Source organism: Kitasatospora purpeofusca (genome assembly GCF_036010405.1).
GTDB lineage: Bacteria > Actinomycetota > Actinomycetes > Streptomycetales > Streptomycetaceae > Kitasatospora > Kitasatospora purpeofusca.
On the sequence record NZ_CP108561.1, the window covers coordinates 4,803,264 to 4,819,597 of the forward strand.

The 16,334-nt window shown below is 74.9% G+C and carries 13 protein-coding genes; 2 read left to right on the forward strand and 11 right to left on the reverse strand.

The window, feature by feature from the left end; translation table 11 throughout:
* Positions 1–59: 59 nt before the first annotated feature.
* The 8 genes from OG715_RS21295 to OG715_RS21330 form a co-directional block, all read right to left on the reverse strand.
* Complete coding sequence (locus OG715_RS21295; protein ID WP_266271762.1) at positions 60–1,421, reverse strand: aldehyde dehydrogenase family protein; 1,362 nt, start codon at positions 1,419–1,421, stop codon at positions 60–62.
* A gap of 74 nt (positions 1,422–1,495) precedes the next feature.
* A complete protein-coding gene (locus OG715_RS21300) occupies positions 1,496–2,608 on the reverse strand; it encodes a phenylacetate--CoA ligase family protein (RefSeq protein WP_266270420.1) in 1,113 nt (370 codons plus the stop codon).
* Between the two features lie 17 nt (positions 2,609–2,625).
* Entirely contained in the window at positions 2,626–3,033 is a 408-nt protein-coding gene (locus tag OG715_RS21305; protein WP_266270421.1) for a YybH family protein, read from the reverse strand.
* 8 nt (positions 3,034–3,041) lie between these two features.
* On the reverse strand, positions 3,042–3,845 hold the full coding sequence (locus OG715_RS21310; RefSeq protein ID WP_266270423.1) for an arylamine N-acetyltransferase family protein: 804 nt from the start codon (positions 3,843–3,845) through the stop codon (positions 3,042–3,044).
* Positions 3,846–4,026: 181 nt separating this feature from the next.
* Positions 4,027–6,027 carry an anthranilate synthase family protein gene (locus OG715_RS21315; RefSeq protein WP_323182143.1) on the reverse strand — a complete coding sequence of 667 codons (2,001 nt, stop codon included), beginning with the start codon at positions 6,025–6,027 and terminating at the stop codon, positions 4,027–4,029.
* On the reverse strand, positions 6,020–6,793 hold the full coding sequence (locus OG715_RS21320; protein ID WP_053648643.1) for a 2,3-dihydro-2,3-dihydroxybenzoate dehydrogenase: 774 nt from the start codon (positions 6,791–6,793) through the stop codon (positions 6,020–6,022). Before OG715_RS21320 ends, OG715_RS21315 begins: the two co-directional genes overlap by 8 nt.
* A 124-nt stretch (positions 6,794–6,917) precedes the next feature.
* On the reverse strand, positions 6,918–8,093 hold the full coding sequence (locus OG715_RS21325; protein ID WP_266270424.1) for a 3-deoxy-7-phosphoheptulonate synthase: 1,176 nt from the start codon (positions 8,091–8,093) through the stop codon (positions 6,918–6,920).
* Between the two features lie 30 nt (positions 8,094–8,123).
* Positions 8,124–8,741, reverse strand: a complete 618-nt coding sequence (locus OG715_RS21330) for a flavodoxin family protein (protein ID WP_266270425.1) — start codon at positions 8,739–8,741, stop codon at positions 8,124–8,126.
* Positions 8,742–9,044: 303 nt separating this feature from the next.
* Between OG715_RS21330 and OG715_RS21335 the strand changes: the two genes are divergently transcribed.
* Positions 9,045–10,208, forward strand: coding sequence for a transaldolase family protein (locus OG715_RS21335; protein ID WP_266270426.1), 1,164 nt, complete (start codon positions 9,045–9,047; stop codon positions 10,206–10,208).
* 372 nt (positions 10,209–10,580) lie between these two features.
* On the forward strand, positions 10,581–12,620 hold the full coding sequence (locus OG715_RS21340; protein WP_266270428.1) for a helix-turn-helix domain-containing protein: 2,040 nt from the start codon (positions 10,581–10,583) through the stop codon (positions 12,618–12,620).
* Positions 12,621–12,651: 31 nt separating this feature from the next.
* Here the strand turns inward: OG715_RS21340 and OG715_RS21345 are convergent, their stop codons facing one another.
* The 3 genes from OG715_RS21345 to OG715_RS21355 form a co-directional block, all read right to left on the reverse strand.
* A complete protein-coding gene (locus OG715_RS21345) occupies positions 12,652–13,854 on the reverse strand; it encodes an IS701 family transposase (RefSeq protein ID WP_327064155.1) in 1,203 nt (400 codons plus the stop codon).
* A 187-nt stretch (positions 13,855–14,041) separates the two neighbouring features.
* On the reverse strand, positions 14,042–14,890 hold the full coding sequence (locus OG715_RS21350) for an NAD(P)H-binding protein (RefSeq protein ID WP_266270430.1): 849 nt from the start codon (positions 14,888–14,890) through the stop codon (positions 14,042–14,044).
* Positions 14,891–14,932: 42 nt separating this feature from the next.
* Complete coding sequence (locus tag OG715_RS21355) at positions 14,933–16,123, reverse strand: acyltransferase family protein (RefSeq protein ID WP_266270431.1); 1,191 nt, start codon at positions 16,121–16,123, stop codon at positions 14,933–14,935.
* Positions 16,124–16,334: the final 211 nt, after the last annotated feature.

The window sequence follows — 16,334 nt, forward strand, 5'->3', positions numbered from 1 at the left end:
GCGGCCCGCGGGGTCCCCGTCCGGTTCGGCCCCGGTTCGGTCCCGGTTCGGCCCCGGCTTCAGCCCCGGATGACGGTCTTGGTCCGCATCAGGAACTCCCCCAGGTAGCCGTCGTGCGGCACCCCGGGCCGGATCCAGTACGTCGGGTGGTCGCCCCGGTAGACGTTGCTGATGCTCGGCTCCCGGAGCAGCCGGTCGAACAGCGCGTCGTCCCCGGTGAGCGCGGTCAGCACCAGCGAGTTCCGCAGCGGCGCCACCCCCGCCTCCGGCGTCCACGGCGCCACCCAGACGCAGGGGAAGGCGAGTTCGACGCCGGTCTGATCGGCGTCCGGCCGGTCCAGCTGGTGCACGGCCGGGCGCAGCACCGCGCTGCCGTCGCCGAGTTCGGCCACCACGCCGTCCCCGCCGAGCCAGGCCCTGGTGCCGGCCGCCCGGCGCAGCAGGTACGCCTCGATCGCCCGGGCCTCGGCCACCGGCTGGACCGAGAGCACCGCCTTCTCGTCCTCCGGCGGCAGGCTCGGGATCCCGGCCAGCCGCTCCGCGATCGCCCGGGCCAGCGGCGCCGGGTCGCCCTCGACCAGGACGGCGGTGGCGTTGATGCAGGCCACGCCGCCCTGGTGGGCGATCGAGTCGACGATGGTGTCCAGGTGCTCGCGCCAGTCGGTGTCCGCGGTGACCAGGATCTTGGACCGGCCGGGGCCCTGCGGCAGCACGGTGCTGCCCGCGTACTTGCGGACCACCTCGTCGCCGCCGTAGACCATGCCCAGGTCGGCGCCGGCCAGGATCTCGTCCGCGGCCTCGTGGTCGGTGGGCAGCAGCATCACCTGGTCGGCGGCGAAGCCCGCCAGCCGCAGCGCGGTGACCAGCCGGTGCGGGGTGAGCGGCTCGCGGCGCGAGGGGCGGACGGCGACCCGGTAGCCGAGGGCCAGCGCCTCCAGCCAGAGCCCGTGCGGGCCGGGGTGGTTGCCGGCCGCGTGGACGGCGAAGACCTCGCCGCGCCTGGTCCAGACGGCGCTGCCGTCGAGGGTGGCGCCGTCCCGCCAGTCGCTCACCGCGCCGGCCGGGCGGGCCCGGTAGGCGGACCAGCCGGCCTTCTCGGCGGAGTCGGCGATGGCCCGGGTGGCGTCCCGGACGACCGTGATCGGCACCCCGGAGACCCGGGCGACGGCGCGCTCGTAGGACGGGAAGTCCAGGCCGTCGATGGTCTCCGAGGTGAAGATCCGGCCGGCCCGGGCCAGCGCGGCGAAGCGCTCCTCGGCCGGCAGCGACTCGGCCGCGTGCAGGGCGCGCATCGCCCGGGTGACGAACAGCTTCGGGACGAGGCTGAGTTCGGCGAACGGCGCGCCGGTGACGTCGGCCACCTCGGTGCGGCGCCGGGCCCGGAACGGCTCGCCGGGGCCGAGCGCGTCCAGTTGGAGCAGCGGCTGCGGCCCGGGCTGTGCGGGCTGCTGCCCGGGCGGCTCGGGCTGTGCGGGCTGCTGCGCGGGCTGCGTCATCAGTACACCCCCTCGATCACGGTCTCGTTGTCGAACTCCTGGACCGGGGCGATGTCCGCCACCGCGTCGCCGAGGTGTCCCGGCAGCGCGGCGATCCGGGTGCCGCGGTCGCGCTCCAGGTTGTTGGGCATCAGCAGGCTCTTGGACACGTGGTGCATGACCACCTGCCCGCGCTCGCCGTACTCCACCGTCCGCCCGGTCTCCGGGTCGATCACGCCGAAGCTCATGTACGGGGAGTAGGGGTCGTAGACGCAGGGGTCGTCGTCGGTCAGCCCGTGCCGTTCGCTGGCGTTGCCGAGGATCATGGTCGAGCCGTAGCCGCTGTAGAGCACGGCGTTCGGGAAGACCTCGGTGCGGTAGAGGTGGCGGGTGTCCGGGTCCATCTGGGTGCCGACCCAGTTGATCGCCCGGATCTTCTCGCCGACCAGCTTCGCCAGGTTGTCGCGGCGGGCGATCCGCTCCAGCACCGGCGGGGTGCACATCAGCACGCCGATGTCCTGGGTCTCCAGCAGGTACGCGACCTGGTCGACGATGTGCTCGGCGTACGCGCCGGCCTCGGCGCCCTTGCCGTCGGAGATCAGCCGCTTCACCCAGCGCGGGTCGAGGTCGACGGTGAAGGCCAGGCCGCCCCGGTAGGCGGTCTGGGCCTTGATCACGTCGCCGACCATGTGCGGGCCGGTGGGGGCGACCACCAGCCAGTTGACGCCCTGCGGCACGCCGTGGCCGTCCAGTTGGGCGCTCGACCAACCGAGCAGCCGGTCCAGCCAGTCGCGCAGCAGCACGATCCGCTTGGGCGCGCCGGTGGTGCCGCCGCTCTCGTAGACGCCGACCACCTCGGGGCGGTCGCCGTAGCCGCGCGGGACGAGGTCCTCGACCCGCGCGGTGCGCAGCTCGCCGGCGAGGTTGGGGAACTTGACGAGGTCGGCGTGGGTGCGGACCTCGGTGAGCGGGTCGAAGCCGAGGCCCGCGGCCCGGGCCAGCCAGAACGGCGAGCCGGTCTCCGGCGAGAAGTGCCAGCGCATCGCGGCGCGCAGGTACTCGTCGGGATCCGGCACGGCGTCGAACGGCAGGTCCAGCAGCGGGTCGGCGGCGGGGTTGGCTGCAGCAGGCACAGCGGTCCTTCCTCGGGTCAGCGGGCGGTGCCGGGCGGGTTGTCGATCGCGTAGCGCCAGCGGCCGTCGGCGCCGCGCCGGGCGACGTCGGTGGCCGTGCCCTCGTCGCGGAGCGGACCGTCCGGGCCCTCGCCCTCGATCAGGTAGTCCCCGATCAGCAGCGCGAGGTCGCCGGCCACGTAGCAGTGCCGGACCTCGATCCGAATCGGCAGGCCGAAGGCGAGGAACCGGCCGGTGGCGGCGCGCCGCTCGTCACCGGTCACCGCCTCGCCGGGCTTGTTGACGAAGACCGCGCCGGGCTCGAACAGCCGCTCCACGGCCTGCGCGTCGCCGGCGTTGAAGGCCTCGGCGAAGACCAGGGGCAGCCGGGCCGGGTCGGTGGGCGGGAGGCCGGCGTCCGGGTCGGGTCCGGTGGTGGTGGTCATGTCGGGGCTCATCCCGTCTGGACGGCGGCGGTGACCCCGCCGGACGGCTGGTCGGGCAGCCGGTCGAGGCTGAACCCGAAGTAGGTCTTGTACGCCTCCAGGACGGCGGCGTCGGTGCCGAACTCCTGGCTGCCGCGCTCGCCGCCGGCCACCGTGGAGAGCTGGTTGCCCTTGAGGGTGATCCGGCCGTCCTCGGTCCGCAGCGAGCAGAACACGTCCTGCATGAACGGGGACTCGGGCGCGGTGCGGTACCACCAGAGGGTCGGGCGGAAGTCCTCGATCCGCACCGGGCGGTCCTCCAGCCGGTACAGCGGCTTGCCGTTGAGGAAGACGTCGAAGCCGCCGCCCTCCACGTCGGCCAGCCGGTACTCGCCGTCCGGGTCCTGCTGGACCTCGCGCGAGTCCAGCCGCAGCGGGTGCCGGCTGTTGCGGCCGAAGCCGGTGTCGACCAGCCACTGCTCGCCGTCGACGGTGACCCGCAGGGCGAGGTGGCACAGGGCCGCGCCGAGGGTGCCGCCGGGGCGGTGGACCCGGCCGGGGAGGATCTCCACCTGGTAGCCGAGGGCGGTGAGCAGGAACGAGAGGGCCGGGTTGACCTCGTAGCAGCCGCCGCCCCGGCGCTGCCGGACGATCTTGTCGAGGACCTGCTCGTCCATGTGGATGGGCTCGTCGAGGTGGTAGCCGAGGTTCTCGAACGGCACGGACAGCACCTGCCGCTCCTGGAGGTGCGTGAGCGCGGCGAGGTCGGCCCGCTCGGGCCGTTCGGCGCCGATCCGGGCGAGGTACGCGTCCACCATGGCGTCGTCCAGCACGGTGATCTCCTCTGGTCGGTGTTCCGGTGATCGGTGGTCCGGTGATCCGGGTGGTTCGGTGATCCGGGTGGTTCGGTGGTTCCGTGCTTCGGTGGTTCGGCGGTCCGGTGCCTTCGGGCGGGCTTTTCCGGCTCCGGTAATGCTTTTCCGGATGGAACGGCTGTGGGACGCGTACAACCTGTCAGGGGAATTCGGGAGCTTCGGGCGATATTCGAACGGAGTCCGGCAATCCGAGCGCGTGGGCGATCAGATCACCGGTGATCCGGACGCCGCCGAGGGTGAGCACCGACTCGGCGTGGAACTGCACCGAGGCGAAGCCGGGCCCGCGCAGCGCGTGCACCTCGCCCGTCGCCGCGTCCCCGGCGACCCGGACCGCGCCGCCGCCGGGCGCCTCGAACTCCCCCGGCCCGCCCGGGCAGGCGTCCCAGACCGCGGCGAAGGTGTTGTAGAAGCCGACCCGCTCGGCGGCGCCGAACAGGTCGACCGGGCGCTGCACCCCCTGGTTGGGCACCGCGCGGCGGACCAGCGGCAGGCCCAGCTCGGCGGAGAGGACCTGGTGGCTCAGGCAGACCGCCAGGAACGGCTGCCGCTCGGCCAGCAACTCCCGTGCCGCCGCGCGGAGATGGGCGATCTTCGGATGGGAGGTGTCGCGCGGGTCGCCGGGCCCGGGCCCGAGCACCACCAGGTCGGCCCCCTCGCGCGAGTACGGCTCGTCGAACCGGCGCACCCCGACCTCCAGTCCGAGCGCCCGCAGCTGGTGGCCGATCATCGCGGTGAAGGTGTCCTCGGCGTCCACCACCAGCACCCGCAGGCCGGCCAGTTCGGGGCGCGGACGGGCCCGTCCGTCCACCTCGGCGAGCCAGAATCCGGAGAGGTCCCGGTTGCGCCCGGCCAGGGCGGCCCGCACCTCGGGGTGCGCGGCGAACCCGGCCCGGCGGCCGTCCGCCGGGGTGAGCGGCCCGGCCGGCCCGGCCCCGCTCGCGGCGAGCAGCCCGGCCGCCTTGGCGTCCGTCTCGGCCACCTCGGAGCGCGGGTCCGAGTGCCGCACCAGGGTCGCCCCCACGCCGATCCCCAGCCGGCCGGTGGCCGGGTCGATGTCGGCGGTGCGGATCAGGATCCCGGAGTCCAGGGAGCGCCCGCCGGCCGCGTCCCGGCCGATCAGCGCGGCCACTCCGCTGTAGTAGCCCCGGCCCCCGGGCTCGTACTTGGCGATCACCCGGGCGGCGGACTCCAGCGGGCTGCCGGTGACCGTGGGCGCGAACAGCGTCTCGCGCAGCACCTCGCGCGGGTCCCGGTCGGTCCGGCCCTCGATGAAGTACTCGGTGTGCGCGAGCCGGGCCATCTCCTTGAGGTACGGGCCGACCACCCGGCCGCCGCCCGGGCAGATCCGGGCCATCATCTTGAGTTCCTCGTCGAGCACCATGCAGAGCTCGTCGGTCTCCTTGCGGTCCGCCAGGAACTCCAGCAGCCCGGCCAGCTCCGGGCCCTGCTCCGGGTAGCGGTAGGTGCCGCTGATCGGGTTCATCACCGCCCGCCCGCCGTGCACGCTGATGTGCCGCTCGGGCGTGGCACCGACCAGGGTCCGTTCCCCGGTGTGCACCAGGAAGGTCCAGTGGGCGCCGCTCTCCCGCTGGAGCAGCCGGCGGAACAGGGTGAGCGCGGCGGTGGTGGTGTCCCCGCCGACGGCGGCGACGAAGGAGCGCCTGAGCACGAAGTTGGCGCCCGTGCCCTCCCCGATCTCCTCGGCGAGCACCCGGCGGACGGTCTGCGCGTACTCCTCGTCGCCGATGTCGAAGGCGCCGCCGGTCAGGTCGACCGGGCCGTCGGGGAGGCGGTCGAGCAGCTCGGCGAGCGGCAGTTCGGACTGCTCGGTGACGGTCAGCGCGAGCAGCGGGGTGCCGTCGTCCGGCGCCTCGAAGCCGCGCTCGGCGATCTGCCGGTAGGGGACCAGGGCGAGCAGTTCGTGCCGCTCGCCGCCGGGCTGTGCGTGGTCCGGGGACAGCTCGGCCAGCGGCAGGTCGGCCAGCGTGGCCGGCGCCGACACCTCGCCGAGCAGCAGCTCCACCACTCCCGGGCCGGTGGCCTCGGGCCGGTGCAGCAGCGCGAACGCGGGCGGCCGGGCGGCCAGCACCCGGTCCAGCGGGTCCGGCGGCTCCGGCGCGCCGGGGGTCTCGTCACGCACCGAGCCCGGCACCCCCGTCCACCGTGAGGTCGTGCAGGGTGATGTGGCCCGCCTCGTCGGACAGCAGGAAGGCGACGGCGTACGCGACGTCCTCCGGCCGGGCCAGCTTGCCGAGCGGGATGCCGACCTTGAAGGCCGACGGTACCCCGGCGACGGTGGCGGCCCGGCCGTCGACGCCGTCGGCCCACATCGCGCTGAGCATCGGGGTGTCGGTGGAGCCGGGCGCGACCACGTTGCAGCGGATCCCGTAGCGGGCGACCTCCAGGCCGAGGCTCTTGGTGAAGTGGGTGGCCGCCGCCTTGGAGGCCGCGTAGGCGGCCATCTCGGCGCGCGGGGTGAGGCCCGCGTTGGAGGCGACCGTGACGATCGCGCCGCGGCGGCGCGGGATCATCCGGTGCACCACCGCCCGGGAGACCCGGAAGACGCCCTCCGCGTTGATTGCGAAGGTGGTCCGCCAGTCCTCGTCGGTGAGGTCGCGGACCTCGCCGAGCCGCAGCACCCCGGCGTTGTTGACCAGGTGGTCGATCGGGCCGAGCTCCCGCTCGGCGGTGTCGACGGCGGCCTCGACCGAGGCGCTGTCGGTGACGTCGGCGGGGACGGCCGCGACCGTGAGGCCCTCGGCGGCCAGCTTGCCGGTGAGTTCGGCGAGGCGGTCGGCGTCCCGGTCCACGGCCGCGACCAGCGCGCCGCGAACGGCCAGCAGCCGGACCACGGCGGCGCCGATGCCGCCCGCCGCGCCGGTGACGAGTGTCACCTTGTTTCTCATGTGCGGACCTCCCTGGGGGACGCGGACCAACAGCTCGGGCCGCGGGTGGGTTGGGGGTGGTGCACGGGTCGGAACGGGATGGTGCGGGGAGTTCGGAAGGGGTGCGCGGCCGCGCGCCCGGCGCTCAGGCGCGCCAGGCGGACACCACCGCGACCGCCTGGCGCGGGTTGAGCCGCGGGTCGCACAGGCTCGTGTACTTGTCGCCGACCCGGGCCAGCCCGGCCGCGTCGTCGGCGCACTCGGTCACGTCGTCGGGGGTGGTCTCCAGGTGCAGGCCCCCGGCGACGGCGCCCTCCGCCCGGACCGCCCGCTGGAACGCCTCGACCTCCCGGACCAGGTCCGGCACCAGCCGGGTCTTGAGCCCGTGCGGCCCGGCGACGGTGTTGCCGTGCATCGGGTCGCCGAGCCAGACCACCGGGTGGCCGGCCGCGTGCACCGCCCTGACCAGCCCCGGAAGGACCTCGGCGACGCGGTCGGCGCCGAGCCGGGCGATCAGGGTGAGCCGGCCGGGTTCCCGGCCGGGGTCGAGCAGGGCGCACAGCCGCAGCAGTTCCGCCGGGGTGGTGCTCGGACCGACCTTGCAGCCGACCGGGTTGACCACCGAGGCCAGCAGGGCGACGTGCGCGCCGTCCGGGTCCCTGGTCCGCTCGCCGATCCACGGGAAGTGCGTCGAGGCGAGCAGCGGGCGGCCCCGCGCGTCCCGGCGCAGCAGCGGCAGCTCGTAGTCCAGCAGCAGCGCCTCGTGGCTGGCCCACACCGGCGGACAGGCGACGGACGGGTCGCCGGGGGCGAGCCGGTGGAGGTGGTCCAGCACCCGGCGGGACGCCTCGTAGCCCGCCGCCAGCCGGCGCGGATCGGGGGTGCGGCGGACCGGGTCGGGCTCCGGGCCGTTGACCAGGTGCCCCCGGTAGACCGGGAGTTCGACGCCGTCGCAGAGCTCGGTGGGGCTGGAGCGGGGCTTGGCGAACTGGCCGGCGATCCGGCCGATCCGGAGCACCGGGCGGTGGGTGGTGAGCTTCAGCCGCCCGGCCAGCAGGTCGAGCAGCGCGGCCTTGCGGGCGGTGTCCCCGGCGGTGCACTCCTGCGGGTCCTCGGCGCAGTCGCCGGCCTGGAGGACGTGCGCCTCCCCCCGCGCGACCCGGCCGAGCAGGGCCCGCAGCCGGTGCACGTCGGTGGCCGCGACCAGCGGCGGGCGGTCGGCCAACTCCTTCTTCGCGGCGGCGAGTTCGAACGGATCGGGCCAGTCCGGCTGCTGCCCGGCGGGGCGGTCGGCGAGCTGTCCCAGGAGCAGGTGGTCCACTGACGTCTCCCTCCCGGACCGGCGGGGCTGCTACTGGTCGGCGAGGCCGCCGAGCAGTCCGGCCACCCGGACCACCCGGCGGGCCTGGAACTCCACGGCGGCGATGTTCTCCTCGTGCACCTGGCCCGGCACGTTCCGGGACACCGCGCTGGCCCCGTACGGGTTGCCGTTCTGCGGGCGGAACAGCACCGGGTCGGTGGAGCCGGTGGCCAGGATCAGCGAGCCCCAGTGGCAGAAGGCGTTGTGCAGCGCGAGGATCGCCGTCTCGTGGCCGCCGTGCGGCGCGGAACCCGAGGTGAACGCGGACACCGCCTTGTCGGCCAGCCCGCCGGGGATCGACAGCGGCGCCGTCGCGTCGACGAACCGCAGCACCGGCGCGGCCGGCAGGCCGAACCGCACCGGGGTGCCGATCAGGATGCCGTCCGCCCAGGCCAGGTCGTCGAGCGTGGCCACCGGGACGTCCGCGGTGCGGTCCCGCAGCTCCCGCGCGGCCTCCTCGGTGCCCGGGACATAGGTGTCGTCCGGCAGGTCGGCGATCCGGCGCAGCCGCACCTCGGCGCCCGCCTTCCCGGCGGCGTCGGCCGCCGCCCCGGCCAGCCTGGCGACACTTCCGGTGGAGGACCAATAGATGACGGCAATGGTGGTCATGGCGGTGAACTCCTCGGTGACGTGGGCGCCTTCCACCGATCGTTGACCGTGGACGGCCGACCGGCCAACGGAGTTCCCGGCACTTCGTCAGGTGGGGCCGCACTCCATCAAATACTCGGCGGCCACTTCTCCGGCGCCCCGCAATGACCGTGCCCGGCATTGACCCCCGCCCGGCCCGGCATTGACCCGGGGCCGACCTGACATTGACCGGGGCGCTCACTTTTCCGGGCACGAATTGCTGCCTATCCTCGGCCACGGCACCGTTTTCGGTCCGTCACAGAGCCGAGGAGCAGTGATCCCGCAGTGAAGAAACCGCCGGCCGCCGAACCCCGAACCGGAGACCTGCGGCCGCTGATCGCCGAGGGCGTCTCGCCCTGGCTGGACGGGATCAACCGCGGCCTGGTCACCTCGGGCCTGCTCGGCCGGCTGATCGACCGCACCGGTCTGCGCGGCGCCACCACCAACCCCGCCCTGCTGACCGGCCCGATGCGCCACGACCCGCTCTACGCGGAGCAGTTGGCCCGGCTGGCGGAGCACCACGTCTCCCCGGAGGGCTCGGTCTGGGCCGCCACCGTGCACGACCTGCGGCTGGTCTGCGAGGAGTTCCTCGGCGTCCACCGCGCCACCCACGGCCACGACGGCCTGGTCTCGGCCGACCTGGACCCCCGGCTGGCGCACGACGCCGTCGCGACCGTCGCGGAGGCCGTCGAACTGGCCCGCGCGGTGGACCGGCCCAATCTGCTGGTGAAGATCCCGGCCACCCCCGCCGGCCTCACCGCGATCCGCGACTGCGTGGGCCGAGGGCTGGGCGTGCACGCCACCGGCCTGTACTCGGTGCGGCGCTACGGGCAGGTGGTGGACGCCTACTTCGACGGCCTGGAGCAGGCGCTCGCGGCCGGCCTCCCGCTGGCCGCGATCGCCTCGGTGGCCTCGCTCCCGGTCGGCCGGGTGGACCGGGAGATCGACCGGCGGCTGGCCGCGATCGCCGGCCCGGACGCCGCCGCGCTGCGCGGCCTCACCGCCCAGGCGGCGGCCCGGCTGATGTACCGGGCGTACGAGGAACGGCTCGGCGACGGCCGCTGGCGCACCCTGCGCGCCTCCGGGGCCCGCCCGCAACGGCTGCTGTGGACCGACTCGGCGCTGGGCGGGGCCGCCGCCCAGGCCCGGTACGTGGCCGGGCTGGTCTCCTGGGGCACCGCGCACGCGATGACCAGGCCGGTACTGGACGAGGCGGTCCGCAAGCTCCGGCTGGAGGGCGACACCCTGCTCGGCCAGTACGAGGCGGCCCGGGTGGTGCTGGACCGGCTGGGCCGGCTCGGCATCGACTACTGCGCGGTCGCCCGGCGGCTGGAGGAGCAGAGCGTCCCGCTGCTGGTCGACCACTGGCTCCGCCTGCACGCCGCCGTCGAGGGACGCCCGGCCGCCCGGCCGGACGATCAAGAACCGGCCCGACTTCCCTTCCGCTGAATCATCCTGATGATCCGTCACTCGGGTACCACGGGCCCCGCCCGGACGACCCGGACCTGTTCTTGACGGGAACAACCGCCCCCGCATACCTTCCGGATTGCAGGCCGTCACGCACTCCTTCCGTTCACGGGGTCCGGGCGCGTCTTGTGGATCAGCCCGGACGAGGCCGCGGCGTCGGGGTGCGTGCACCGCAAGGCGGAGGTAGCGGCACCTCCCGGCCACCGTGCTGGGGGCGGAGCCGCTGCGATGGGGGCACCTCCCGGCCGCAGGGCCGGGGCGCGCGTGCCCTGGGGGTACCTCCCGGCCGACGGCCGGGGGAGCGTCGCGGACCAGGGCCGATCCACACGACACGCCCCAGGGGGAGGGAAGGTCATGACGCGACGGTCCGCCGACTCAATCGCGTTCAACGTCCTGGAACTGCTGGCCAGCGAGGCTCCGGCCGCCCAACTGGCGGAACTGGTCGAGCAGGCCCGGCGGAGCTGCGAGTCCGCCCCGGAGCGGGAGGCGATCTGCCGGATCGAGCAGCTCGGCCTGTCCATCCGCTCCCGGTCCCAGCAGCGGCGCCGCCGCGAGGCCGGACTGGCCGCACTCGCCGACACCGCCCGCGACCTGGCCCTGCCCTACGAACTGGACAGCCTGCTGCGGGTGATCACCCGCCGGGCCCGGCTGCTGCTGGGCGCCGACGTCTCCTGCCTCACCACCTCCGAACCGGCCGGCGGCGACAGCGCCCCCGGCCCGGTCCGGATCCGCACCACCGACGGCCCGAGCGGCTCGCTGCGGGTCGGCCTGGCCGTCCCCGACGGCTTCGGCCTGGGCGGCGGCGTACCGGCCGACCCGGGACCGTTCTGGACCCCGGACTTCCTCGTGGACGAGCGGATCCGGCGCAGCCCGGCGGTCGACGGGGCGATCCGCGCTGAGGGGCTGCGCGCCGTGATGGCCGTCCCGCTCGGCCACCGCGCCCGCCCGTTCGGCACCCTGTACGTCGCCGAACGCGCCGTGCGCTACTTCACCACCGACGAGATCTCGCTGATGGCCGCGCTCGGCGACCTCGCCGGGGTGGCGATCGAGAAGGCCCGGCTGCTGGAGCGCGCCGCCCGGACTCCCCCCGCCGCGGCCCCGGCCGGCGCCGCCGACCCGGCCGGTGAACTCGCCGAGGCCCACCGCGCCCTGGTCGACCTGGCGCTCTCCGGCCGCGACCCGCACGCACTCGTCCGCGACGCCGGCCGCCGGCTCGACCTCGGCCTGCGGGTGTACGCGAGCGACGGCACCGTCCTCGCCTCGACCGGCGAACTGCCCGAACTCGACGGGCCGACCGTGGTCGCCACCGCCGTCGACACCCACGCGGCCGGCCGCCCGGTCCGACTGGCCGGACCCCTCTGGGCGGCCCCGGTCCGGGCCGGCTCCACCGATCTGGGCACCCTGCTCGCCCGGCCGACCGGCCGCCGCGCGGACCTCGCCGCCGAGTTCTGCCAGAGCATCGCCCAGGCCGTCGCCGTCGCCCTGCTGCTGGAGGGCCAGCGCTCGGCCGCCCCGGTCCGCCACGTCGGCGACGAACTGCTCGACGAACTGCTGAGCAGTCCGCAGCGCCCGCCGCGCCAGCTCGACGTCCGGGCCCGCCGGCTCGGCATCGACCTGTCCGCCGCGCACGTCCTGGTGGTCGCCCGGCCCGAGGGCGAGGCCCAGGGCAGGACCGCGACCTGGGCCGGGCTGTACGCCCACCGGATGAGCGGCCTCAAACGCGTCCACAACGGCCGGGCGGTGCTGCTGCTGCCCGGCAGCGACCCGGGCCGGGCCGCCCGCGCGGTCGCCGAGGAGCTCACCCCGCTGCTCGGCCTCCCGGTGACGGTCGGCGCGGCCGGGCCGGTCAGCGATCCGACCTCGGTCTTCCACGGCTACCAGGAGGCGCTGCGCTGCCTGGACGCGATGACCTCGCTGGGCGCGGTCGGCCGGGCCGCCTCGGCCCGCGAACTCGGCTTCGTGGGCGTCCTGCTGGCCGACAACCACGATGTCGAGGGGTTCATCGAGTCGGCGGTCGGCCCGGTGCTCGACTACGACCGGCAGCGGCTGACCGAGCTGACCCGCACCCTCCAGGCCTGGTTCGACACCGGCAACAGCCCGACCCACGCCGCCCAGCGGCTGCACGTCCACCCCAACACGGTGGCGCGGCGGCTGGAGCGGATCGGCGAACTGCTCGGCCCGGACTGGCTGAAGCCCGAGCGCTCCTTCGAGATCCAGCTCGCGCTCAGGCTCAGCCGGGTGCGCCGGACCCTGCTCGACCGGGTCGCCCGCGCCGACCCCGGCCGTCCCGGCGACGCGGCGGACGGCCCGACGGGCGGCGCCGCGGGCGACCGGTCGGGCGGTCCGACCGGCAGCCCGACCGACCGGCCCGACCGGACCGGCCCCGCCAACTGACCCCGCCACCTCGGTACAGCCGGTCGTCACCTCAGTACAGCCGGTCGTCACCGCGGGCCAGCACCGCGACCGCGTGCGCCGCCGAGGCCAGGGTGATGTGCCGGTGCCAGCCGCCGAACGAGCGACCCGCGAAGTCCCGCACCCCGACCCGGTCGGCGGTCCTGGTGAAGTCCAGGTCCACCCGGTCGACCAGTCGCGCCAGCCGCACCAGGGCGGCCACCGGCAGGTCCACCAGGTCGGTGAGCCACAGCTCGGCCGGCCAGCGCCCGCCGGCCGCGCCCGTCCCGAGCAGCAGCAGCTCCCCGCCGCCGCGCCGGCCCCGGCCCTGCCGGGCGCCCCCGGGCCCGGCCGGACGCACCCGGACGGCGGCCACCAGCCCGCCGCGCAGTTCCCCGGACGGGTCGGACCAGACCACCGGCCGGCGCAGTTCCCGCGCCGCGGTGAGCAGTTGGCAGGCGGGCCCGGGGCCGGCCGGGTGGCCGGGCAGCGGCGCGACCGGCCGCAGCGGGAACGAGCCCGCGATCCGGGCCAGCATCGGCAGCCGCTCGGCCCGTATCCGGCGCACCAGCCGCAGCCCGTCGGCGTCCCTGGCGTCCGCGACCACCGGGCGCACCGGCAGCCCCCAGCGGGCCGGCAGTCCGAGCACCGCCTCCAGGGCGCAGTCGCCGAGGCTCTCCGCGTCGACCTCGTCGGGGATCAGCGCCTGGCTGCGCCGGGGCGCGTCCTCCAGCCAGGTCCGCGGCAGGTGCAGCCGCCAGTTGACCGGGCCGCTGAAGCTCTCGGAGGCGGCCCAGACCCCCACCGCCTGCTGGGCGTTGAGCACCTGGCCGAGGGCCGGGATGAAACGGCGGTCCACCCCCACCGAGTGGTCGCCGGCCTTGGGGACGACCATCGGCCGCAGCACGTAGGCCTGCGGCGGGGCGATCCGGGCGAGGTGCTGCGCCAGGGCCTGGCGGACCGGGCCCCAGTCCCAGGTGGAGCTGGTGATGAAGTGGTGCAGGCTCTGCTCGGCGGCCGGGCCGCCGACCACCGTGGCGATGTTGCGGATCGACTTGCGTCCGCGGGCGCCCAGCAGCCCGCGCAGGTACTGGGCGCCCTTGCGCCGCTGGTCGCTGCGCGGCAGCGAGGCGAACAGCACGCCGCACAGCTCCTTGAGCAGCACCTCGTGCGAGGCGTCGAGCAACTGCGCGTCCTCCGGCGGAGCCTGGGGGTCCGTCGGCAGGGTTCTGATCATGGCCGGGCCGCTCATCGGTCTCCCTCGAATGGCGGATGACTGCGCCGTGCTCACGCTAGGGCGCGCACCCCGCTCCGCTAAGGTGCGCGGCCCACCCGTCCGGCGCGGACGGTGGTGGCCCGGCCACCGGGGTCCCGCCCGCCGGTGCGGCGGATCCGGATTCCGGTGTGCCGGGCCCGGTGGCCGGTCAGGCCGTGAAGTCGGCCGCGTGGTCGCGGGCCCACTCGGCGAAGGTCCGGGCGGGGCGGCCGGTGAGCTGCTCCACCGTGTCGGACACCTCGGTCGGGACGCCGTCGGAGTTGGCCCAGTAGCCGACCACCGCGTCCATCACCCAGATCGGGACGATCGGGGCGAGGGCCTCGCGCGCCTCGGCGTCGGTGAGCTCCTCGAACTCCAGCGGCCGCCCGAGCGCCTCGGCCAGGTCGGCGAGCTGCTCGCGCTGGGTGATCGACCGGGGGCCGCTGATGAAGTACGCCCGGTTCTCGTGGCCCTCGCCGGTGAGCGCCGCCACCGCGACCGCGGCGATGTCCTTCTCGTGGATCGCGTCGCTGTGCGACTCGGGGTACGGGAAGCGGATCCGCCCCTCGGCCCGGATCGACTCCGGCCAGCCCCACATCAGGATGTTGGTGGCGAAGTTGTGCGGCCGCAGGAAGGTGTGCGCGATCCCGGAGGCGAGGACGGCGTCCTCGACCGCGCGGTGCATCTCCACGATCGGCTTCTGCACCGGGAAGGCGTCCACGACGGTCTGCGAGGAGAGCACCACGACGTGCCGCACACCGGCCTCCCGCGCCGCGGCGAGGAAGCCGGCCGTGCCCTGCGGCACCGCGTAGAGGAACACCTTGTCGACGCCGGCCAGCGCCGGGCCGTAGGTGTCCGGGTCGGTGAGGTCGAGCGCCGCGGTGTCGACCGGGGCGGGCGGTGCCAGCTTCTCCGGGGTCCGGGCGCCGGCCCGGACGTCGGCGCCGGCCGCCAGCAGCTGCGCCAGCACCTCGGCGCCGACCTGGCCGGTCGCCCCGGTGACGAGGATCTTGCCCATGGGTACGGCTCGCTTTCGAAGGTGGGAGGTGGGAGGTGGGAGTCAGGAGGTGGGAGCGGGGCCGGCCGGCTTGCGGCGCGGGGAGGAGAACCGCTTGGTGATCGGTGCCTCGACCAGCCGGTACAGGATCCAGGAGAGCAGCACGGTGACCCCGATCGCGAGCAGCAGCAGGCCGATGCCCTCGGGGGTCGAGTACAGCTTGGTGCCGAGCAGGTCGCGCATCTCGGTCAGCACGATGAAGTGCAGCAGGTAGAAGGCGAAGGAGATCTCCCCGAGCCAGGTCATCGCCCGGTTGCGGAAGGGCGTGAACCGGCCGTCCCGGTCGGCGATCGCGGCGGAGGCGACCAGCAGCGCGATCGGCACCACGGTGGTCACCCGCTGGGCGTACAGGTAGGGCACCCAGCGGGTGGCGACGTAGCCGGCCACCAGGAGCAGGCCGGACCACACCATGCCGATGTCGCGCCAGCGGCCGGAGCGCACCGCCAGGGCGACCAGGATGCCGAGCGCGAAGTCCAGCAGCCGCACCGGCGGGAGGACGTAGGAGAACCAGTACTGCACCACCGAGGATTCGTAGCCGCCGGGGACGCCCGGGGTGTCGGGCAGCACCAGGTAGGCCAGCGCCGGGGTGGCGACGATGGCGGCGACGGCGCCGCCGATCCAGTGGAGCAGCCGCTCCGGCCGGATCCGCCGCAGCGCCCGGTGCAGCAGCGGGAAGGAGAGGTAGAAGACCAGCTCGGCGCCGAGCGACCAGCTCGGCGGGTCGACGCTGAAGTAGGTGTTGAAGTCGGGTATCCAGACCTGCAGCATCAGCAGGTTCAGGACGGCCGTGCGGACCGGGGTGTAGGAGCCCGCGAAGAAGATCATGGCCAGCGCCCAGGCGACCACGTAGTTCGGGACGATCTTGACCATCCGGCGCCGCCAGAACCCGGTGGCGGTGTCGCCCGGGCGGGCCGACCAGGTGAGCACGAAGCCGCTGAGCACGAAGAAGAAGGCCACACCGAGGCCGCCGGCCTGGTCGGCGAGGTCGACGAAGCGGAACTCGGTGCTGTCGTCGGCGAAGAACCGCAGGGTCGGGATCGGCAGGGCGGCGTGGTACGCGAAGACCGCAAGGGCGGCGGGGAAGCGCAGGCCGGTCAGGGACGGCAGACGACTGGCGGAGGGCTGCGTCGTCCGCGCTCCGCTCCCGCCGGCGGGTCTCGGTCCCGGCTGGGCGAGGAGTCGGTCGGTGGCCATGTGGTTCCGTCCTTGGGTGTCGAGCGGTGGGTCGGACCGGTAGCAGGCCGTCCCGACCCGGAGGCCAAGTAAACTACTCCGTGCAGATGAGAGATTGCACCGATCGGTGTAGCATCTATGTCAGGTCGGGGGACACCCCGTCCCCGTCCGGCTTTCCGCCCGAGACCAGGGAGTTGACGAACGATGCCGCGATCCGCCGCCGCCCGTCCGC